Below are 19,002 nucleotides of genomic sequence, written 5' to 3' on the forward strand. Positions count from 1 at the left end.
TTATCTATCAGTGAATGAAACAGGATCAGTGGTTGAAAACGAATTCGCGGCCGTTCAGGACCGCCCAGAAAACGTCTTCCATGACCGCTTGAGGTTCGGCACCTTCTTCGGCGAGCAATGTCTTCACCGATTCACGTTCCTCGGCCGATGGCTCTCGACTGAGTGCTCGGCGATAAATGCGAACGAGAACCGCTTCGGGATCGAGCTTCTCATCGTTCAACCACTTTTTGATCAATCCACCACGCACAATCTTGCTGTGCACGGAACTTCCGTTGAGCAAGTGCAATGCCTGTGACAAGGACGGATCCGTTGTTGCTTCGCAATCACAAACAGTTGCGCGAGGCGAACGACCAAACGTCGTCAAGAAGTAGTTCGACGTTGCACCGTCGGCGATTTGCACCGCGCGACTGCCCAACGGCAACCCACTGAATTTTTCAGGACTTTCGGTGACCTGGCAAATGCAATCCAACAAACTCTCCGCTGGGACTCGGCGAATCGTCGCATGAGCATAGTTTCGTGAATCGTGGGCATTTGACTCGTTGGTCGCGGTGCTGCGTCCGTAGGCGCGGCTGGTGCAAATGTCACGAACGAGTTTGCGGAAGTCGTAGTTGTACTCCACCAACTTTCGCCCCATCTCATCGAACAACTCTGGGTTGCTCGACGGATTGCTGACACGGATGTCATCGACGGGATCGACGAGACCGGATCCCATGAAGTGAGCCCACACTCGGTTCGCAATGCTAGTCGAGAAGAACGGGTTATCACCCGCCACCAACCAATCGGCCAATACTTCGCGGCGATCTTTTCCTTTCGTTTCAGGAGCTTCACCACCCAAGAATTTGGGAGCGACGTTTTGGTTTGTCACCGGATGCTTGGTTTCGCCACTGAACCGGTTGTAAACAATCTTTTCGCGATAGTCCTCCGCCTGCTTTCTGGCCACTTGGCTAAAGAAAGCGGTGAAGCCGTAATAATCGTCCATCGTCCATCGATCGAACGGATGATTGTGGCACTGAGCACATTGAGTACGAATCCCCATGAAGACCTGAGCGACATTTTCAGCGGTCTTCAGCGTGTCTCGCTCGATTTCATAGAAGTTGGTTGCGGGTTCACCAAACGTGCCCCCGGTGCTGGTGAGCAGATCGTGCACCATCTCGTTGACTGGAACGTTGCGAGCGAACTGATCCGTCAACCAGTTCGCATAAAGCATCGCAGACTTTTTGCTAACCTGGTTCGTGCTTTTGATCATCAACAACTGAGCAAACTTCATCGCCCAGATTTCGCTGAACTCTTTTCGTTCGAGCAGGCGATCGATCAACGCTTCGCGTTTGTCTGGAGCCACATCATTCACGAACAGATTCAACTCTTCTTCGGTTGGCAACAAACCAGTGATATCAATGGTCGCCCGTCGGATGAATTCCGCGTCGGAGCACTGACCGCTTGGTACCAGACGAAGCTGTTGCAATTTTTTGTCAACCAATTCGTCGACATAGCTGCTTGGCTGCGGTTCCGGTGCGGAGTATTGCAAGTCAGTTGGCAGCGTCAGAATTTGCGAGCCAACCGTGTGAGTGTCAAACCGAGCCATGACAAACGCTTCGCCTCGTGCCCCAGCGGTAGCCAAACCGTTTTGGTCCATCGCCGCGACAGATGCATCATTTGTCGAGAACGTCGCCAATCGACTCAGATCGCGAGTCGTTCCGTCCGCATAAGTCGCAACCGTCACAAAACGCTGCGTAGTCCCCGTGCCTTCCAGAACTGCCTGCTGAGGATAAATCGAAACGGAGGTCACCGCGGGAGGTTGTGCATCGGCGGGGTCCATGGGGGCTCCGGCCTTCAACCAACTGTGCATTGTGGCGTAATAATCGGAGTCGACATCGAACAATTTACCACCGGTGTGCGGAACCGACCCGACCGACTTTTTCAGCAACAGACTTTCCGATGGAACAGCCAAGTTGATACGTCGAACGCCGATTTCACGCGTGATGCGTTGGTAGTCACCGTTTGGATCAAATCCAAAAAGGCTGAGATTGAATCCGTCTTTCCCGCGAGCAGCACCATGACACGAACCGGTGTTGCAACCGGAACGAGTCAATGTCGGCATCACGTCCTTGATGAAACTGACAGCAGGATGTGTGCCCGCTTGAGCAACTTTGACTTTCACATCAACTGTCGTGCCGCTGAAGCGTCCGCTCAGTGTTGTTTCGCCATCGGTCAGCGGTCGGAGCAAGTGACCGTCAATCTTGGCAAGCTTGTCATCGCCTAACGACCAACGAACTTTGTCGGTGATGTCTTCCGTCACACCGTCTTCACGCCGCATCACGGCAACAAAGGACTGGAAGTCAGCGGCAGTCGTCAGCGAAATCTCGGGTGGATAAACCGCGAGATCAATCTTCGGCATTTCGCCGGGCTTTGACTTGATCGCTTCGGGTGAAGCAGCGGAGACCGATCCGGCCGAGACCACCGCGAACGCAATCGCAGTCAGCCCCAGTGCGTGAACAGTCAATCGATTGAAGGACCGGTTCATTTCGACTCCTTTTGCTGACGTAGTTGTTCCAAGCGACTGAGCGGCTTGGCGGCGGGCTTCGGTTTGGGTTTCGCTTCGGCTTTCTTCTCTGCGGGTGGATCCGTCTTAACCGGCAATGGTTTGTCGATCCGAATCTCACCGGTGCCATCTGTTTGGATCATTGTCTCGCCATCACGAGTGATCAAGGTTTGGACAACCATTGTTTTGTGTGTGCCTGGTTTGGCGTCCGCGGCAACTTTCAGTTCGAACTGAACAGCTTCGGAACCTAGCTCCACTTTCTTTTGTGGTTCTTCGCAAGTCACCCCGTTAGGAATCCCAACCAAGCGGACTTCGATGTCGCCTTCAATGTCTCGTCGCTTGGTCATGCCAACCGCAAGAATCGTTTCGGCGCCTTGTTCAGCGGCAGCTTTTGGGAAAGCAAAATCAAAGACCGGCTCCTCGACCTCCAGCATAATTGGCGACGTTGACATCGTTGCCGTTCCTCGATTGGTGCCGTAACTAACCTGCATGATCATCGGCCAAGTTCCAATCGCAGCACTGCCGTTCGCGGTGATTGGAATGACCACTTCGTTTTGGCCTTTGTCGATTCGTTTGCTGTTGTTCACTCCGATACCCGGCGGGTTGTAAAGCGTTCGGAACGAAACGTTGCCCTCGAATCCTTCGTCCCGCTTGATCCGAACGACGAGGTCCTTGCTGCCACGGCGGAGAATAGGGGTCTTCGGTTGAACCACTTCCACGCTGAACGGCATCGCTTCGCAAACCGCCAACGCGGCTTTTTCCGTTTCATAGCCGAACATTTCGCGACGGTTCTGACCCAGGACAACTTTGTGGTGCTGGTTGAAGTCACCCCGAATTTCGCGGTCGCCGATTTTTCCGACAGCACCAACTTCAAAGAAAGCACCGCCCAGCTTGGCTTCTTTGGTGGCGTGCAGAACGATTGGAATTTCGACCCGGCCAGCAGGCATGGGGAAGGTTTGAGCGGTCACGCCTTCTGGAAGTCCTTCAACGAACGCATCAAACTGCTCATTGAATTGATTGCGTTGAGCAGTCAGCACCATCGCACCATGACCACCCACGGGAACAGGAACAACCATCGCTTCATCGGGACGAAGTTCTTTCAATGTCAGCCCCAAAGATGGTTCACGACGGCTGAGCTCGATGACGTAGTTGTGGTTGGGACTACCACGTCGCAGGTGATCATAAACACGAACGAAGTGCGCACCGTCGACAGCAGCATCGAAGTCAACCAAGCCGTCGGGGTTGGGTCCGATATCATCACTGCCCTTGAGTGTCTTACCGTCGGGACCGAAGACATGAATCACACCATCGAGAGGCGAGCGAAGCGTCTTTCGAGCGTGCAACTGAACGCGGACGCGATCACCCTTTTTGCATTCAAACGAATACCAATCGTAGCCGTCACCTTCCTCGATCACGCCGCACAGCAAGGCGGGAAACTGCCCGGGTGAAGCTTGTGATTGACCCTCATTGGGTTCGACTTCCGTCACAATCGGTGCATCGCTAACGCGAATCCAGTTAGGCGAAGGCGAAATCCCGCGGTCGTCTTGATGAGTCACCGGCCACTGTGCGACAGGCTCACTGGGCAGCTGCACGCTGCTGTCTGTCACAGTGCCATCCACATCGATCAATTTGGCTTGAAGCACTTCGCCGTTGACGCCACCCGATGGAATCACGGTTACGGGACGAGGGTAAGACCCCACATGCAAACGATATCCACACACATTGGATGCACCTAGGAACGAACTTTCTCGCACCACGATCGTGTATTCACCAGCCTCTTCGGGCGTGAATGAACACAAGCTGTCTTGTTGCAGCAATGGCGAGTCGTCACTGACAGCCACCTCGAAACGATCAGAGTTCAAAATCGCGATGGCCGGGTCAAAGATGTTGCGATTGCGCAGCTCTTGGACCAACCGAATGCCTTCGATTTCAACCGTCAACTTCTGACCGGCTTCCAAATGAACTTTGAAGCAATCGACATCCTCACGATCGACGTTGCCTTCAATCGTACGATCCATTTCGATCGTTTGCGGTTCTTCGAACGAATTGTTTGGTTCGACTTCATTGACAATCGGCATCGCTCCGACACCGAGCAAACGCAGATCGGTGACGCCCGATTTCGTCACCAACCGAATCGGATACAACCCGGGAGCCAGCGTTTCGTTCGCTTTCAACTTCACCGTCACCGATTTTTCATCAACCGGTTTGACTTCCAAAATCTCCAGCCCCGGCAAGTCCGTCAAAACTTGCGTGGCGTCCCCCAACGAACTGCCATAAAGCGTGATCGTCGACTCTTCGCCGCGAACCACGCCTAGCGGACGCATATAAGTGATCTTTGGGAATGCCGCCGAAGCGGATCCGACCACGAGCGTCGCACTCACGACCGCCGCGATGCTGAGCAAACACCGTTTGACAGCGGGCGCATGAGAAGCGGATGAAACAGAAGCCCAGGGCTTCTTCGCCCAACGCGTTGACCGATGCGAAAATCGGTCTGCGCAAGCAGTGAGATTGTCGTGTGACATCACAACAAACCTTTGGTGGGATAGAGGCGGGGCGGGAATAGGTGGGATTGGACCGTCGATGACGTGAAGTCAGCGACTAGGTCAAGATTTTCTCGATGACGTTTCCGCCATCAACAATTTCGATGGGCCGATCGCCAGGTGCCATCAGCTCTTTGTCAGCCACGATGCCTAGCAATCGATACATGGTCGTCGCCAAGTCGGCAGGCGAAACAGGATCGAGCTCAGGTTCCGACGCGGTCGAATCCGACGCACCGTGGATCATGCCGCCTTGAACACCGCCGCCGGCCAGCATCACGCTGAAGACTTTTGGCCAGTGATCTCGGCCCGCGTCCGCATTGATCTTGGGTGTCCGGCCAAATTCGCTGGTGACCATGACCAAAGTTTCGTCCAGCAAACCACGTTCGCTGAGGTCATCCAGAAGCACAGCCAAACCTTGATCAAAGGAAGGCATTTGGCCACGAATTCCGGATGTGATCGACGTGTGCATGTCCCAAGAACCGTAGGTCATGGTGACCAACCGCGAACCGGCTTCGATCAAACGACGACACATCAACATTCGCGAACCAGCTGTGTTGCGACCGTAACGATCACGAGTCTTGTCGTCTTCTTTGGACAGGTCGAACGCCGCTTTGGCTTCTGGCGTATCCAGCAAATCGTAAGCACGCTCGTAGAACGTGTTCATCGCACCGACATTGTCTGCTGACGTGCCGGTGACGAATCGTTGATTCACCATTTCCAGCGCACGTTTGCGACGCATGAAGCGAGCTTCATCGACGCCACCAGCCAAGTTCAAATCACGAACCTGAAAGTCGCTTCGAGCTGGATCGGCGCCCAGAGCGAATCCGCCGTACGAACTGGGTAGATACCCCGTTCCTGCAAACTCATTGGGAACGTTGGGAACACAGATGTAGGCTGGCAAATTGTTTCGCGGGCCATATTCGTGACTCACCACCGCACCGAAACTGGGGTAACTCAACGCGGGGCTGGGTTTGTAACCCGTGAACATGTTGTGCGTGCCACGTTCGTGTGCCGCTTCGCCGTGCGACATCGATCGAATGACGCAGTACTTATCGGCCCGCTTGGCCAATTGAGGCATCGCACTGCCGATGACTTCGCCAGTGTTGGTTTTGATTGTTCCCAAGTCGCCACGATATTCCATCGGGCTGTAGGGCTTGGGATCCCATGATTCTTGCTGAGCCATCCCACCGGGCAAATAGATGTGGATGACACTCTTCGCCTTCGGTTTGACAAAGTCATACTGTTTGATTTCAGCGGATGCCTCTCGCATCAGCAACTGAGGCAAACTCAATCCAAGACCGCTGGCTGCTCCCGCAACCAAGAATCCTCGGCGACCAAACATGCCGGGCTGCGTCAGTGGGTTTCCGTGACAACGCATGTCTCTGATGCTCCTCAAATGAAGCGGGAAATTGGCTCTTCACAGCATTCGCCTGCACGGCGAATCACGAGCAAAACCAAAAAAGGGGTGGGACCAAGCTCGACCAGGGCGATCAAGACTGGTGAAAGGTGGGATCCAACATTCGTGGACAGTGGTGGAGGTCTTCGTCAACACTCTTGTTTCATCGAGTCTGAATCACCTCGCAACTGAAACGTTGCCAAGAACGATTCGTACCCTCAAAACATTCGCATCGTAACAAAAACACTCGGTGTGTCAATTAACCCACCGCCCACAGGGGGGAAGACCTCGATGGACTTGCTCCCTCACCACGGACATCCCAATCAGCCAATCGGGCCGTTTCCACGGACAATTTCGAGCAGTTCGATCGCGGGACGATGATCACAGCGGATCAAAGCGGTTCGCCCGTAGACGACGTCCCCGACACTTAAGTTCAGAAGTTCTGCCAACCGCTCCCCGGCGGTGACCTTCCAAAGTCGACAAAGTTGAACCTGCCGAAGGACGTTGTTCTCAATCAAAACCCGCCCCAACGGAATCTCTCCACTGGCGATCTGATGCCAAACGGATCGCGTGAGCGCCGAAGGATCCAAGCGAACGATGCCATGCTGGACGACTCGCTGAGTGTCCTGCGTGACCAACGTGATCTCTCGCGTATACGCTTCCGTCGCGTCCAACTCCTCAGGCTTTGCAACGTCCACCGCCTGAGCCACCCGGCCATCGCGAAAACGATTGCGGCGGCGATGCACCACCACATCAACCGGTTCACCGTGGTAGTGCTCGACCGTCACCGTCATGTGAGATTGGTGATTGAGCAACGTATCGAACGGCTCGGGGATATCGGTGACCAACTCAAACTCGGCTAGCTCACCAAAGTCGCTGTAGAATTCTTTCAGCAGCGACTTCAAATCAACTTGTTCGCCTGATTCGCTCAACGTTTCGATAGGGGTGGAAGGTGAACCAGGAGGCATGAGCAACTTTCAAACGGGAGACCGCGTTGGGCGATGTTCAGTTGGTTCCACAAAATGCGCGAATGGCGGGCCAATCCGCAACTCAGGTCTATCGAGCGACCACACCAATCTTGACGACGGCGGGCGAGCTCGACTGTTCGGCTTCCTCGCTGGACCCGGCTGACTCAGGTCGTTCCAGGACGGTGTCGACCAAGAAGTACAGCAGACGCCGCAGACTTTCATTCTCGATTTCGTCCGCGACTTGTTCCGCTCGAGCTTGGTGTTTGTCGATCAATTGCAAACTCATCTCGAACACGTTTGCCTTCTCGTACAACCGGCGTACCGTGGTCAAACGTTCGCGATCAGACAATTCGCAATCAGGTTCCGCCAAAGCGAGCAAAGTCTGTTTGTCTTCGTCATCCAAATGTTGCAGTGCCAACGCCCAAAGCAGCGTTGGACGCCCACCGATTACATCGGCACCCGCAGTCAGCTTGTTGGAATCGTCACCGGCCCAGTCATTCAAGTCGTTGATGATCTGGAACGCCACACCCAGGTTGCGACTGAATTTGCGAATCGGATCAATCAATGCCGATGCATCGCCGGCCATCCGCACGCCGCTGTAAAGAGCAGCCTCAAACGCGGGCGAAGTTTTCAACGCGTAAATTTTGAGAGCGTCCAATGGTGTTAGACGCCGATCCTTCGCGTCTCGCCAAAGCAACTCCGCCCCCTGTCCCTCAGACAATCGAACGTGGGCGGCGGCCAAGGAGTCCAGCAAATCAACTCTTGTTCCCGCATCAACATCGTCGCCCATCATGTTTCGACTGAGCAAACGATACCCAAGTCCGATGAGGTAATCGCCAACGTTGATCGCCGTCGCGGTCCCAAATCGCTGATGCACAGCCGGCTGCCCGTATCGGAACGCGTCGCCGTCTTCGATGTCGTCGTGGACAAGGCTGGCCTTGTGGAATGTTTCAATGCTGAGCGCGGCACGACGAACCGCATCCGGCACGCGATTGAGCACATCCTCTCCGTCGGCTCCGGTGCCATCGCCACCCATCATGGCATCGTAGGCTGCCAAAGTGATGAACGGACGCGAATGTTTGCCGCCGCGAGCCAGGAAGTCGAGAGCGATCGTCTCCGTCGCCGCGATCGGATCGATGCCTTCAAGTTGCTCGGGAGTCACAGCAGGACGTGCTCCGTTCTCCGACGGTGTCGCACCCAACATCCGTGTACCGGGTGAATAGGCGTTGCCACCTTCGCCACCCAGATGACTTTCCCGCTGCCGCGGCGCCAATCGTTCGAACAAAGTGTCCTCGAACAGCAATCCAGCCGCACGCATCAAGTGAACGTAACTCTTTGTTTTCGCAGCGGCAGGTTTGTACGGCGTGCGAATCATCTGCTCCACCCAAGGCTCGTCGACCTTGGTGTTGCGACAATCACTGGACAGCAACGGCACGGCCATGCAGGGAATTCCCGCCAGCAAAACTTTGTCGATCGCTTTTTCCAAAACGTTCAAACAAGCCACACCGACAACCGCGTCAACGTACCCGCCAACGATGATCTTCATGACGACCGGTGAACCTTCGGCCACCAACACTCGGTAGCCCATGTCTTCGGCGATCGAGCGGAAATCCGCGATGCTGCAGGCACCGCATTCTTTGCAATTCATGCCGAATTGGTCGTATTCGGCAGGACAACCTTCGGCGTGCTTCAAACAGTGAGGAAGCAAAAACAGTCGTCGTTCCGGCGGTACCGAGGCGAGCGCGTCGGCCCAAAACTCGCTGCTGATCATCACCATCACCCAGCCCAGATAGCTCTCGGGCAAATCAGCCTCTTCGAGCATTCGGCGAGAGATCTGTTCCATTTCATCCTTGGTCATCGGATGAGAACGGTCCAGTTTGGCAGCCACTTGCGCGCATCGATCTCGCAAGCTTTCCCGCATCGCCAATGTTTCTGGCACCTCCTTTAAATGGCTCGTCTTTCGACGACGCCCCGAGGAGGTTCCCGGAACAGACACATCGCTCGATGCGTTCTCATTCGGCGGGATAGAAGCGGGAAGGGAGGGGGATCCGGTCGACAAGCCAATCACCTAAGTAGTTCGTCGCGTTGCATAACCCGGCCCAACGCCGCGGTCGTGTAGACCAACGGGTAAAGCCGTTCGTAATACCAAAGTTTGGCAAAATAAAACCCGATCGGCCAAGCCACCTGGTGACGCTCGCGTTGCACGGCATCGATCAGCCAGCGGGTGCCCGAAAGTATAGCCGCTCGCAGTGCGGAACGCATCGACGCATCCCATGGGCTTCCATCGGGAATGTCGTTTTCAGCGGCCTGCCCGCCCTCATTCCCGGGAATTCGGCCCCACCAACTGACCAACGCCTCCACCGCAAGCGCCGTTTCTTCCACGGAACTGATGAAACCCTCGGGCAATCCAAAAGTTTCGCGAACGGATTCGCCGCCACCCCACCCCCCGTCACTGTTTTGGCTGTTGATTAAATAATACAACCCTCGCGAGATTGCGTCGTGCCCCAATGCTGGACTGACGTCGACCAACACCCGCGATGTGCCATAAATCGGATTGTCTTCCTCCGGCCGATCCTGATTGCCAAACCACAGTGGCAACCACGAACCATCGGCTTGCTGATTCTTCCGCAGGAACCGAAGCCCACGCTGCACCGCTCGTGATCGTTTCGCCGATTCACGTTTTGGCAAACAAGCGATCGCTCTCAAAGCATGGGCTGTTAAGTCGTTGCTGCTGCGGTCAAAAGGCAACTTGCCCCATCCCCGACAAAACGTCGGCCAACCCCCGTCTCGATTCTGCAGTCCCAACAACCAATCGACACCCCGATCGCACGCTTTCCAAGTATCCAACGCATTTGCAGATACCGAACCAGACGAATCCGATGCCGGCCAATCCCTGGAGTAGTCATCGCACAACGGATCTGGCCGGGTGGTCGCCTGCATTCGAAGTGAAATGATTGCACCGGGAGTGTCATCAGCGTCCGGTACTGATCCCGTTAAATCCGTCCACCCCCAGCCCCCCGGGTCAGCTCCCGTGAACGGATGACGTTCTTGATACTGACAACCTCGTTGCCACTGGATCAGTTCATTGGTCGACCAAGACCGATCGTCATCAGGATCCATCGTCAAAGCGGTGGTTGCCAAGGAGGTCGCCCAATTCGCAAGATTCGTGTCGATCGGCCAACTGCCATCAGGCAACATTGAATCCCGCAAGAAACGCAGCCCGTTTTGCGTGACTTCGTGATCCGCACGTCCGCTCGCCGACAATGACATCACCACAAATGCGGTTAGCGGCGTGGCTTCGAGGTACCCACCACTGGAAGGCTGCATCGAACGCAACACCTTCATGGACGGCTCGATCGCCGCTCGCCGAACCAACGACCACGGCGGCAAACAGCCGCCCCCTTCGAGAAACTTCACTTGTCCAATCGCGACAAGAGCCGGCACCGCGTAACTGACGACGGGCATCCCCACAAACCGATACATCGATTGAGGGACCACCGCCGCCTCGAACGGCAACGCCGAAACCTTCTTCCAAGGCACCAACCCCGCGATCGCCATGTTGGTCAAAATTGGAACGACAAATGTCTTGTCCTTGCCATACCTGCGTCGCAGCCCATCCAACTCACCGGCAAGCTGAATCCAGTTCCGCAATCGCGAAATCGCGTTTGCATCGGTCGTCTCCCCCGTGACTTGATCAGACAAAGTCCACGCTGCGAGTACCAGATAACTGGTGGCGATGTTGCTATGACTACGATCCGTATCGCCAAACCCACCATCGTCGTTCTGCTGATCCGCGAGCCATCGCCGCCCGCTTTGAATTTGCTCCAACAAAGCGGCTTTGTCCGCGCCAGCCAACTTGCCCGATCGGACCGCAGCACTCATCGCGCTGATCGCAGTCGCGGTTGACAACGCCGAAGCGGACAATTCGCCGGTCCAGTGTCCATCCTTCGTTCGCTGCGCCAGCAACTCGCCACGCAAAAGATCCAACGTCCCACGCAATTCGCGTCGGTCCAACACTTCGCTCACGGAATTCTCAACAACAGCCATCACGACTCAATTAGCAAACGCTCGAACAATCCGCCCCTATTCGAGCACACGCCTGCCAATCGTCCAAACCACCCAACAACGCTCTTTTCAAAAAGCTCGAGCGGTCAGGTTGGTTCACGAGTCCTTCAGTGCATTCGCGATTCGCAACTTTTCGCGGCACTGATCTCGATACGCATCAATATTGGCTTCCTCCAAAGCAGCTTCGAAGTGCTTGATTGCTTCGTCCTTCTTCAGATGAGTCAAGAACAAATCGGCGAGCGTCCGGTGCCACTGATACAGACTGCGTTTTGCTCGTTTGTCCGGCCCGTTTGCATCGGCAGCCAGGGCGGCCTTCAAAGCTTTCTTCTTGTTCCCCGCGTTCTCCCAACAATAGGCGGCTTCCATCAAACAATACGCTCTCACATCTTCGGACTCTTTCGACACCGCCTCATAACGTTTCGCCGCCGATTCGAAATCACGGGTCAATCGATCGCAGAAAGCACGATTGATCATCAGCTCAACATCGAGTGGCTTGCCTTCCTCCTCATTGAGCTTCAGCAATCGATCGATGTACTCGCCGCGTTTGGCGTGATCACGTGCCACGTTGTAGGTATACGCTTCCATGATCACGAGAGCGGTACGATCCTTCGGATCATTTTCCAGCTGCTTTTCATAGCGAGCTTTCATTTCGTTGACCCAGCCCTTCCGTCTCGCAATCGCGTTGACCGATCCAATCGACAAAGAAGCAAACGCGGGGTAGGGAGCGTTCTCAACCACATACTCAAGCGACTCGAACATCTTGTCTTGATCACCAAGCTCCGAATGCACTGAGATCAAGGTGCGATGGGCATCCGCTATCTCGCGATCTCGTGTGGCCAGTTCGATGGCGGACTGCAAGGCTACCTTTGCGGCCTGGAAATCGCCCGCTTCCCGAAATCGAAATGCCGCCGAATACGCTTCGCGAAAATTGCTGTAAACGGGCGCTGCCTCACTCGCGGTCTCGTCGGAAGTGTCAACTTCCGACGTGGTTTCGACAACTGCGGCATCTTCCTGGGCGGGGACGGCTCGGCCCAATCCGATCAGTGCGATCGCAAGGGCGGAAACGACAACCAATCCATTTCGTGGCACTCTCCAACGTTGGTTCATGATGTTCTCTTCGTTCCTGTTGCACTGACCGGCGAAAGCGACTTCAAAGCTCCATCCTAGCAAAGCGGGCCACTTCAAATTGCAACGGTTCATCTTTTCCAACGCGCAGCCTCGTCATAACCCGCAAAGCCTCTGCAGAGCGTTCAAATTTGCAGGATCATGTTGCGTTTTGACGACATGCGCACCGTTTAGGTCGTAGGGTTGGGTGAGTCATTTCAGGCACTCTGTGAGGGTGCCCGGCACACCGTCAAGGATTTATAGAACCATGCGACAAGCAGCGCCTCCCCAACGTCCCGAAGCGAATCGCCAAGAACAATTCGAGCAAATCAAACGCCGTATCCACGGTAAGTTGGTCGACAAGCTGGATCTATCGCGTGTCGGTGACCTCCAAGGCGACACGCTCAAACGTGAAATCCGCATGGTGGTTGAACATCTATGCGATGCCGAAGACACACTACTGAACCGTCAAGAGCGTGAGCGAATCGTTGACGAAGTTTTGGACGAAACCTTTGGCCTCGGTCCATTGGAATTGATCCTGAAAGACCCGAAAGTCAGCGACATTCTGATCAACGGCCCCAAGAACATTTATGTCGAGAAGGGCGGCCAAATGCAGAAGACCGACGTGGAATTCCGCGACGGCAAACACCTTCTGCAAATCATTGACCGAATCGTGAGTAAAGTCGGCCGCCGCGTCGACGAAACTTGCCCAATGGTTGACGCTCGATTGGACGACGGTTCGCGGGTCAACGCGATCATTCCTCCGCTGGCACTCGATGGTGCAGCGGTTTCGATTCGTCGTTTCGGCAGCAATCCACTGCGTCTGGAAGACCTGTTGAATTACCGAGCGTTCACGCCTGAAATGGTGATGTTGCTCGAAGGCTGTATCAAAGCTCGCCTGAACATGATCATCGCCGGTGGTACCGGTTCTGGTAAGACAACGCTACTGAACACACTGTCGTCGTTCATCGGCCACGAAGACCGAATCGTGACGATCGAAGACGCGGCTGAACTTCAGCTGCAACAAGACCATGTTGTCCGTTTGGAAACACGACCACCCAACATTGAAGGCAACGGAGCGGTCACCGCGACTGACCTGGTCAAGAACGCCCTGCGGATGCGTCCCGAGCGAATCATCATCGGCGAATGCCGTGGCGGCGAAACGCTGGACATGTTGCAGGCCATGAACACGGGTCACGACGGGTCGCTCACAACGATTCACGCCAACACGCCTCGTGACGCCATCGCTCGTTTGGAAACGTTGGTGATGATGTCCGGTTTCGAATTGCCGGTCAAAGCCATCCGCCAACAAGTCAGCGGTGCGGTGGATGTTTTGATTCAAGCCAACCGACTGCAGGGTGGACCTCGTCGCGTTACCGCCATCACCGAAGTTGTCGGGATGGAACAAGACACGATCATCCTGCAAGACATCTATCGATTCAACCAAAAAGGCATCAACGCCGAAGGCAAAGCCCACGGGCAATTTGTCTGCAGCGGTGTTCGCCCAAGCTTCATGGACAAACTCGAAGCCGCCGGCGTGCGATTGCCCGCCAGTGCTTTCCGTGAACGAGTCATGATGGACGCCTAATCGGCGAACAACAGCACGCCGTGCCCAGCAATCAGTTGTGGCACGGTGTCTGGAACGCCTCGGATGCTCCTTTAATCAACCAAAGTTCGACTCCCCCTCTTCAATCAACGCTCCCATGTCATCCATCATCATCATCGTCGCCGCCGGGGTCTTTGTTGCCTCGCTCATCGCGTTCGGTGCATCTGTTTTGATGCCCTCGGAAGAAACGACCGCGACAGAAGATCGCTTGACTCAGCTCGCCCACGGAAAACGTGGCGCAGAGTCTGATAGCAGCACGCCGTCGTTCTTGCTGAATGACCTGGATGATGCGACGGGGTTGCTGAAGACAATCACGGACCGCATCCCTGCGGTCCACAAGATCCTTGAACAGGCAGACATCGACCTCACCGTTACAAAATTCGCGATGATTTGCGGTGGCTGCTTTGCCGCGGGCATGGTGCTGTGCGTCGTCACTCCCATTCCGATTCTGCTCGGGCCAATCGTGGGTGCCACGTTTGTGGGTGCTCCCGTCTTCTACGTGATGTTCAAACGCAAACGTCGCCTAAAACGTTTCGGCGAACAAATTCCCGAAGCACTCGAATTGCTCGGTCGTTCGCTTCGTGCTGGTCACTCGCTCAACGCTGGCTTTGGTTTGGTCGGCGACGAAATGGAAGCTCCTTTGGCAACCGAATTCCGTCGTTGCTTTGAAGAACAAAAGTTCGGCATTCCCTTGGACGAATCCATCGAAGACATGGCGGAACGTGTCCCCAACATGGACCTTCGATTTTTCGCCACCGCTGTGATTTTGCAGCGTCAAACCGGGGGTGACTTGAGTGAAATCCTCGACAAGATCGGACACCTCGTCCGTGAACGATTGCAGATTCTTGGAACGATCCAAGCCCTCACCGGGGAAGGCCGAATGAGTGGTGCTGTGCTGCTCGCCCTGCCGCCGGTTTTGTTCCTGGTCATGTTGAAAATCAACGCTGAATACGTGTTGATGCTCTTCACGGACGAACTCGGACGAATGGCATTGGGTATGGCTTTGGTCACTCAAGTGCTGGGAGCATTGGCGATCAAGAAGATCATCACGATCAAAGTCTAGATCCGCCTCCTGCCCCTTCGCGTTCTACTCCTTTTCGCTCATCGCTCTTCGCACAACTCAGTCCAATGTTCACATACTCAATCGCTCCTGAACTCATCGGCTTCCTCAGTCCGGTGACGTTGACCACCATCGCGATTTTTGCTTCGGTGACATCGTTCGCTTGGTTTGTCCTCAGTAAAGTGGGCGGCGACGACCAGGCTCCCGCGGAATCACGCTTGGAACGAATGAAAGATGCCAAACGTGGCATCCGCGACATCGCCGCTGATGAAAAGCAACGCACAAAGAACGAAGCTCTGACCGAAGCACTTGAGAAAGCGGCAACGCCAATCGCCAGTTCGGTCTCAGGCAACGAAGAAGAAATGGGTAAGCTTCGTGAAAAGCTGATCAACGCTGGCTTTCGCCGCGAAAGTGCTCCCGTCATCTTCAAACTCATTCAGCTGGTTTGCACCGGCGTCGGGCTCATGCTCGGTGGTGTCACGGGCGCCGTCTTGGACGGTCTGACTCAGGGCATGATCATCAAACTGTTGCTCGGCATGATCGGCGGCTTCATGATCCCTTCGTTGATCTTGGGTTTCATGGCCAGCAAACGTCGCGAAAAGATTTTCTTGGGTCTTCCCGATGCGTTGGACTTGATGGTCGTCTGCGTGGAAGCCGGCTTGGGTCTCGACCAAGCACTCCGCAAGGTGGCCGAAGAAATGCAGAAGAGCCACAAAGCGATCGGCGAAGAATTTTCGATCTCCAACCACCAGTTGCAACTCGGCAGCCCCCGAAGCGAAGTGCTTTCAGGATTGGGTTACCGCAGCGGCGTCGACGACTTGAAGCAACTTGCATCGATCCTGATCCAGGCTGACAAGTTTGGATCCAGTGTGGCTCAAGCCCTTCGGGTTCAAAGCGATTCGATGCGAACCAAACGTCGTCAAATCGCCGAAGAAAAAGCCGCGAAGACGGCCGTGAAGATGATCTTCCCGCTAGTGCTGTTCATCTTCCCCGGCATTTTTGTGGTGCTCGTTGGACCAGCCGCGATCAATATGTATCGCCAAATGCTTCAGTGAGCTGTCGCAAACATCGAAATAGCTGGTCGCTTAAAGCGACCTGAGAACTACTTCAGCAATCGATCGACCGCTTCCAGCAGTTTTTCAATTGCGAATGGCTTGCGGATGTATTCGCTCACGCCCAGCAACTCCGCGTACGCTTGATGGCGACTGCCCTCGTTGCCCGTGATCATGATGACCGGAACCGGCAATTCATTTTCTCGCCGCATCTTTTCGAGCACCAAGAATCCACTTCGCTTGGGCATCATCATGTCCAAGATCATCAACTGTGGTTTTTCGCACTCGGCTAGGGCGAGTGCTTGGTTGCCATCTCGGGCGACCACCACTTTGTAGCCGTTGGATTCCAACGCGTAGGAAACGGACTCGATGATTTCCGCGTCATCATCGACAACAAGGATTTTCGCGGTCGAGGTGGAGCTGTCTGACTGGGCAGGGGTGTTCATCAAGTGGCGATCAATTGGCGGAGAAATCGATCGGTGACAATCCCTCGGTGGGACGAACCGTCGAATTTTCCGCGGTGGACTTGGTGCGTGGTTGCACGATGGTATCAAAACACCATTGGTCAATGTCACGCAACGCCACCGCGTTCATCACATCATCGCCTCGGTACTGCCGAATTTCAACACGAGCCCGAATGGATTCCGCCGCCAAGATGCCACGCTTCAGTTGATCGGGGCAATCATCAACGCCGTTGATCGCTTGTTGCCAAAGGATCGGAAGTCGACGTTCACGCAGTCGATGATACTCTCGCATAACGCTTTGGCTGGACGGGAATTGCCCACCCATCATCGCAACTCCACCGAATCGCTCCGGCTCCATCAATGCAATTCGGCAGGCCATCGTGGCGCCGCTGCCGTATCCAGCGATCAAGATTCGATCAGAGTGAATCGACAACTCGGCCTGAGCATGCTCGATCGCTTCGATCACGGCTTCGCGAGCCGCGGCGATCGAAGAAGCCCCTTCGGACCAATCAAATCCCCATCCGCGAACATCGGTGGCCTGGGTACCTCGAACACCAACGCCAACATAATTGCGAACGCTGACATGCGGCAGAACTTGCTCCACCTGCAATTCATTGTGACCGCGGTGATGAAGCCAAACCACCAAAGGATAATCGTAGGACGGCGTGTAATGCAGCGGAGTGACGATCGACAAAGGCCGGCGACGCCAATCGGGACTTGCCGAAGAAGGCTCCTGAGTCGGATACGAGCGCATTCGGCTTGCAAACGGGTCGCTCATCTTTTGTCCTGAATCGGTCAATGGAGTAGTCAGCGAAAGGCGACGAGGGGAAATTAGTTTCACGCCGCCTTCAATGTCAACGTCGAAAAGTCATTCGGTCTCGGATCTCACTCCGAACGAGGACAAACCAACACCTTCATTTGCTCCGCATCACCGGCGTGCAGGCGGTCAAACCATTTGGGACCGTCCGCCAAAGAAATTTTGGCCGTGATCAAAGGTTCAACGTTGATGACGCCGCGATTCATCAAATCGATGCACTGTGGGTATTCACCGTTGCAACCACATGTGCCCTGCAATCGAATTTCTCGCGTAACGACTGACTGCAAAGGCAATTCGATCGTCGGCGAGACGTTGCCGACCAACGTGACCGCTCCACCCTTGCGAACGGATTCAATCGCTGTTTTGACCGTCGGCGTCGCACCGACGACTTCCAATGCCACGTCTGCCCCGCGGCCACCGGTCAGTTCGCGAACCTTTTCCGGCACGTCCACTTGATCGGCTCGCAACAACACGTCGGCTCCCAACGTTCCGGCTGTTTCCAGGCGTTTGTCGTTTAGATCCACCGCGATGACCTGCGTCGCACCCGCTGCTCGCACGGCTTGCACAGCCAACAATCCGATCATGCCAGCACCAACCACAACGGCGGTATCACCTAGCTTGATCGGAGTGACTTCCGCTGCATGGACCGCGACGCTGACCGCTTCGACCAAAGCTGCGTGTTCGAAGGGCAAAGTGTCGGGTAATCGATAGACTATCCGACGCGGAACCGAGATGCGTTCCGCGAACGCACCATGACGTCGGTAATCACCACAGGAAACGCCGAGAACCATTCGGTTGTCACAAAGGTTCCCGTGCCCTTCGCGACAAAACTCACAGTTTCCGCAGGACACCATCGAATCAAACGTGACGCGGGCTCCGAGTTCCAAATCGCGGACGTTTTCGCCGACCTGAACCACCACCCCGGCAGCCTCGTGCCCCATCACCAAAGGCGGGATACGACGCCCGGTGCTGCCATCGTATCCATGAATGTCACTGCCGCAGATCCCACACGCTTCGACTTGGACCAAAACGTCATCTGGGCCCACCTCGGGCTCATCCACATCCGTCACCTGCATGTTTTTGTATTCGGTCAGCAACAATGCCTTCATAATGCAACGCTTTGGTGAGTGGAGTGAGCGATCGGAGTGAGTATTCAAACGGGAAAAAAGTGTCAGGTAACTTTCGTTCGAACCACCCAGTGGGCCGTTCCTGCGAAAGGCGTCTGACGCTTGTCTCCCAACCGTTCCTAAGACGTGAACGCACGGGATTCTATGCCAAATCAGAAAGCAAGGAAACGACCGCCCATTAGAAAGCGGCGCGTCGAAGCCAAGCCCGATCAACAGACGCGGGCATGCAAAGTAAACTCCGAACCTCGTTCTTTGTTTCGGACG

Annotated in this window: 13 protein-coding genes; 3 read left to right on the forward strand and 10 right to left on the reverse strand. The window is 55.1% G+C overall.

Annotation, left to right across the window (positions count from 1 at the left end; genetic code table 11):
* Window positions 1-25 precede the first annotated feature (25 nt).
* The 7 genes from RB_RS12010 to RB_RS12040 form a co-directional block, all read right to left on the reverse strand.
* Window positions 26-2,521: a DUF1549 domain-containing protein gene (locus RB_RS12010; protein WP_011120679.1), complete on the reverse strand. Its 2,496-nt coding sequence runs from the start codon at window positions 2,519-2,521 to the stop codon at window positions 26-28.
* Window positions 2,518-4,941: a PPC domain-containing protein gene (locus RB_RS12015; RefSeq protein ID WP_164921914.1), complete on the reverse strand. Its 2,424-nt coding sequence runs from the start codon at window positions 4,939-4,941 to the stop codon at window positions 2,518-2,520. The genes RB_RS12010 and RB_RS12015 overlap by 4 nt, the downstream gene beginning before the upstream one ends.
* A gap of 196 nt (window positions 4,942-5,137) precedes the next feature.
* Window positions 5,138-6,457, reverse strand: coding sequence for a DUF1501 domain-containing protein (locus tag RB_RS12020; protein ID WP_007335517.1), 1,320 nt, complete (start codon window positions 6,455-6,457; stop codon window positions 5,138-5,140).
* Between the two features lie 341 nt (window positions 6,458-6,798).
* Window positions 6,799-7,443, reverse strand: coding sequence for a DUF4388 domain-containing protein (locus tag RB_RS12025; protein ID WP_164921915.1), 645 nt, complete (start codon window positions 7,441-7,443; stop codon window positions 6,799-6,801).
* An 88-nt stretch (window positions 7,444-7,531) separates the two neighbouring features.
* Window positions 7,532-9,511 (reverse strand): polyprenyl synthetase family protein, encoded by a 1,980-nt coding sequence (locus RB_RS12030; RefSeq protein WP_011120684.1) that lies wholly within the window; start codon window positions 9,509-9,511, stop codon window positions 7,532-7,534.
* Window positions 9,508-11,490, reverse strand: coding sequence for a prenyltransferase/squalene oxidase repeat-containing protein (locus tag RB_RS12035; RefSeq protein ID WP_231846433.1), 1,983 nt, complete (start codon window positions 11,488-11,490; stop codon window positions 9,508-9,510). Before RB_RS12035 ends, RB_RS12030 begins: the two co-directional genes overlap by 4 nt.
* 114 nt (window positions 11,491-11,604) lie before the next feature.
* Window positions 11,605-12,615 (reverse strand): tetratricopeptide repeat protein, encoded by a 1,011-nt coding sequence (locus RB_RS12040; RefSeq protein WP_231846434.1) that lies wholly within the window; start codon window positions 12,613-12,615, stop codon window positions 11,605-11,607.
* Window positions 12,616-12,880: 265 nt separating this feature from the next.
* Between RB_RS12040 and RB_RS12045 the strand changes: the two genes are divergently transcribed.
* The 3 genes from RB_RS12045 (at window position 12,881) to RB_RS12055 (ending at window position 16,333) form a co-directional block, all read left to right on the forward strand.
* Window positions 12,881-14,200 carry a CpaF family protein gene (locus tag RB_RS12045; RefSeq protein WP_007324232.1) on the forward strand — a complete coding sequence of 440 codons (1,320 nt, stop codon included), beginning with the start codon at window positions 12,881-12,883 and terminating at the stop codon, window positions 14,198-14,200.
* 115 nt (window positions 14,201-14,315) lie between these two features.
* The gene (locus tag RB_RS12050) at window positions 14,316-15,281 is read left to right on the forward strand and encodes a type II secretion system F family protein (protein ID WP_007324233.1); all 966 of its coding nucleotides are present in this window, start codon (window positions 14,316-14,318) and stop codon (window positions 15,279-15,281) included.
* Between the two features lie 65 nt (window positions 15,282-15,346).
* Window positions 15,347-16,333, forward strand: a complete 987-nt coding sequence (locus RB_RS12055) for a type II secretion system F family protein (RefSeq protein ID WP_007335393.1) — start codon at window positions 15,347-15,349, stop codon at window positions 16,331-16,333.
* Window positions 16,334-16,380: 47 nt separating this feature from the next.
* Here RB_RS12055 and RB_RS12060 read toward each other — a convergent pair whose 3' ends face one another.
* From RB_RS12060 to RB_RS12070, 3 genes are read right to left on the reverse strand one after another with little or no spacing between them, the layout of a single operon-like run.
* On the reverse strand, window positions 16,381-16,776 hold the full coding sequence (locus RB_RS12060) for a response regulator transcription factor (RefSeq protein WP_007324235.1): 396 nt from the start codon (window positions 16,774-16,776) through the stop codon (window positions 16,381-16,383).
* Window positions 16,777-16,786: 10 nt separating this feature from the next.
* Entirely contained in the window at window positions 16,787-17,635 is an 849-nt protein-coding gene (locus tag RB_RS12065; RefSeq protein WP_011120692.1) for an alpha/beta hydrolase, read from the reverse strand.
* A gap of 44 nt (window positions 17,636-17,679) precedes the next feature.
* The gene (locus RB_RS12070; RefSeq protein WP_007324237.1) at window positions 17,680-18,720 is read right to left on the reverse strand and encodes a galactitol-1-phosphate 5-dehydrogenase; all 1,041 of its coding nucleotides are present in this window, start codon (window positions 18,718-18,720) and stop codon (window positions 17,680-17,682) included.
* Between the last annotated feature and the right edge of the window lie 282 nt (window positions 18,721-19,002).

The organism is Rhodopirellula baltica SH 1 (genome assembly GCF_000196115.1).
Taxonomy (GTDB): Bacteria; Planctomycetota; Planctomycetia; order Pirellulales; family Pirellulaceae; genus Rhodopirellula; species Rhodopirellula baltica.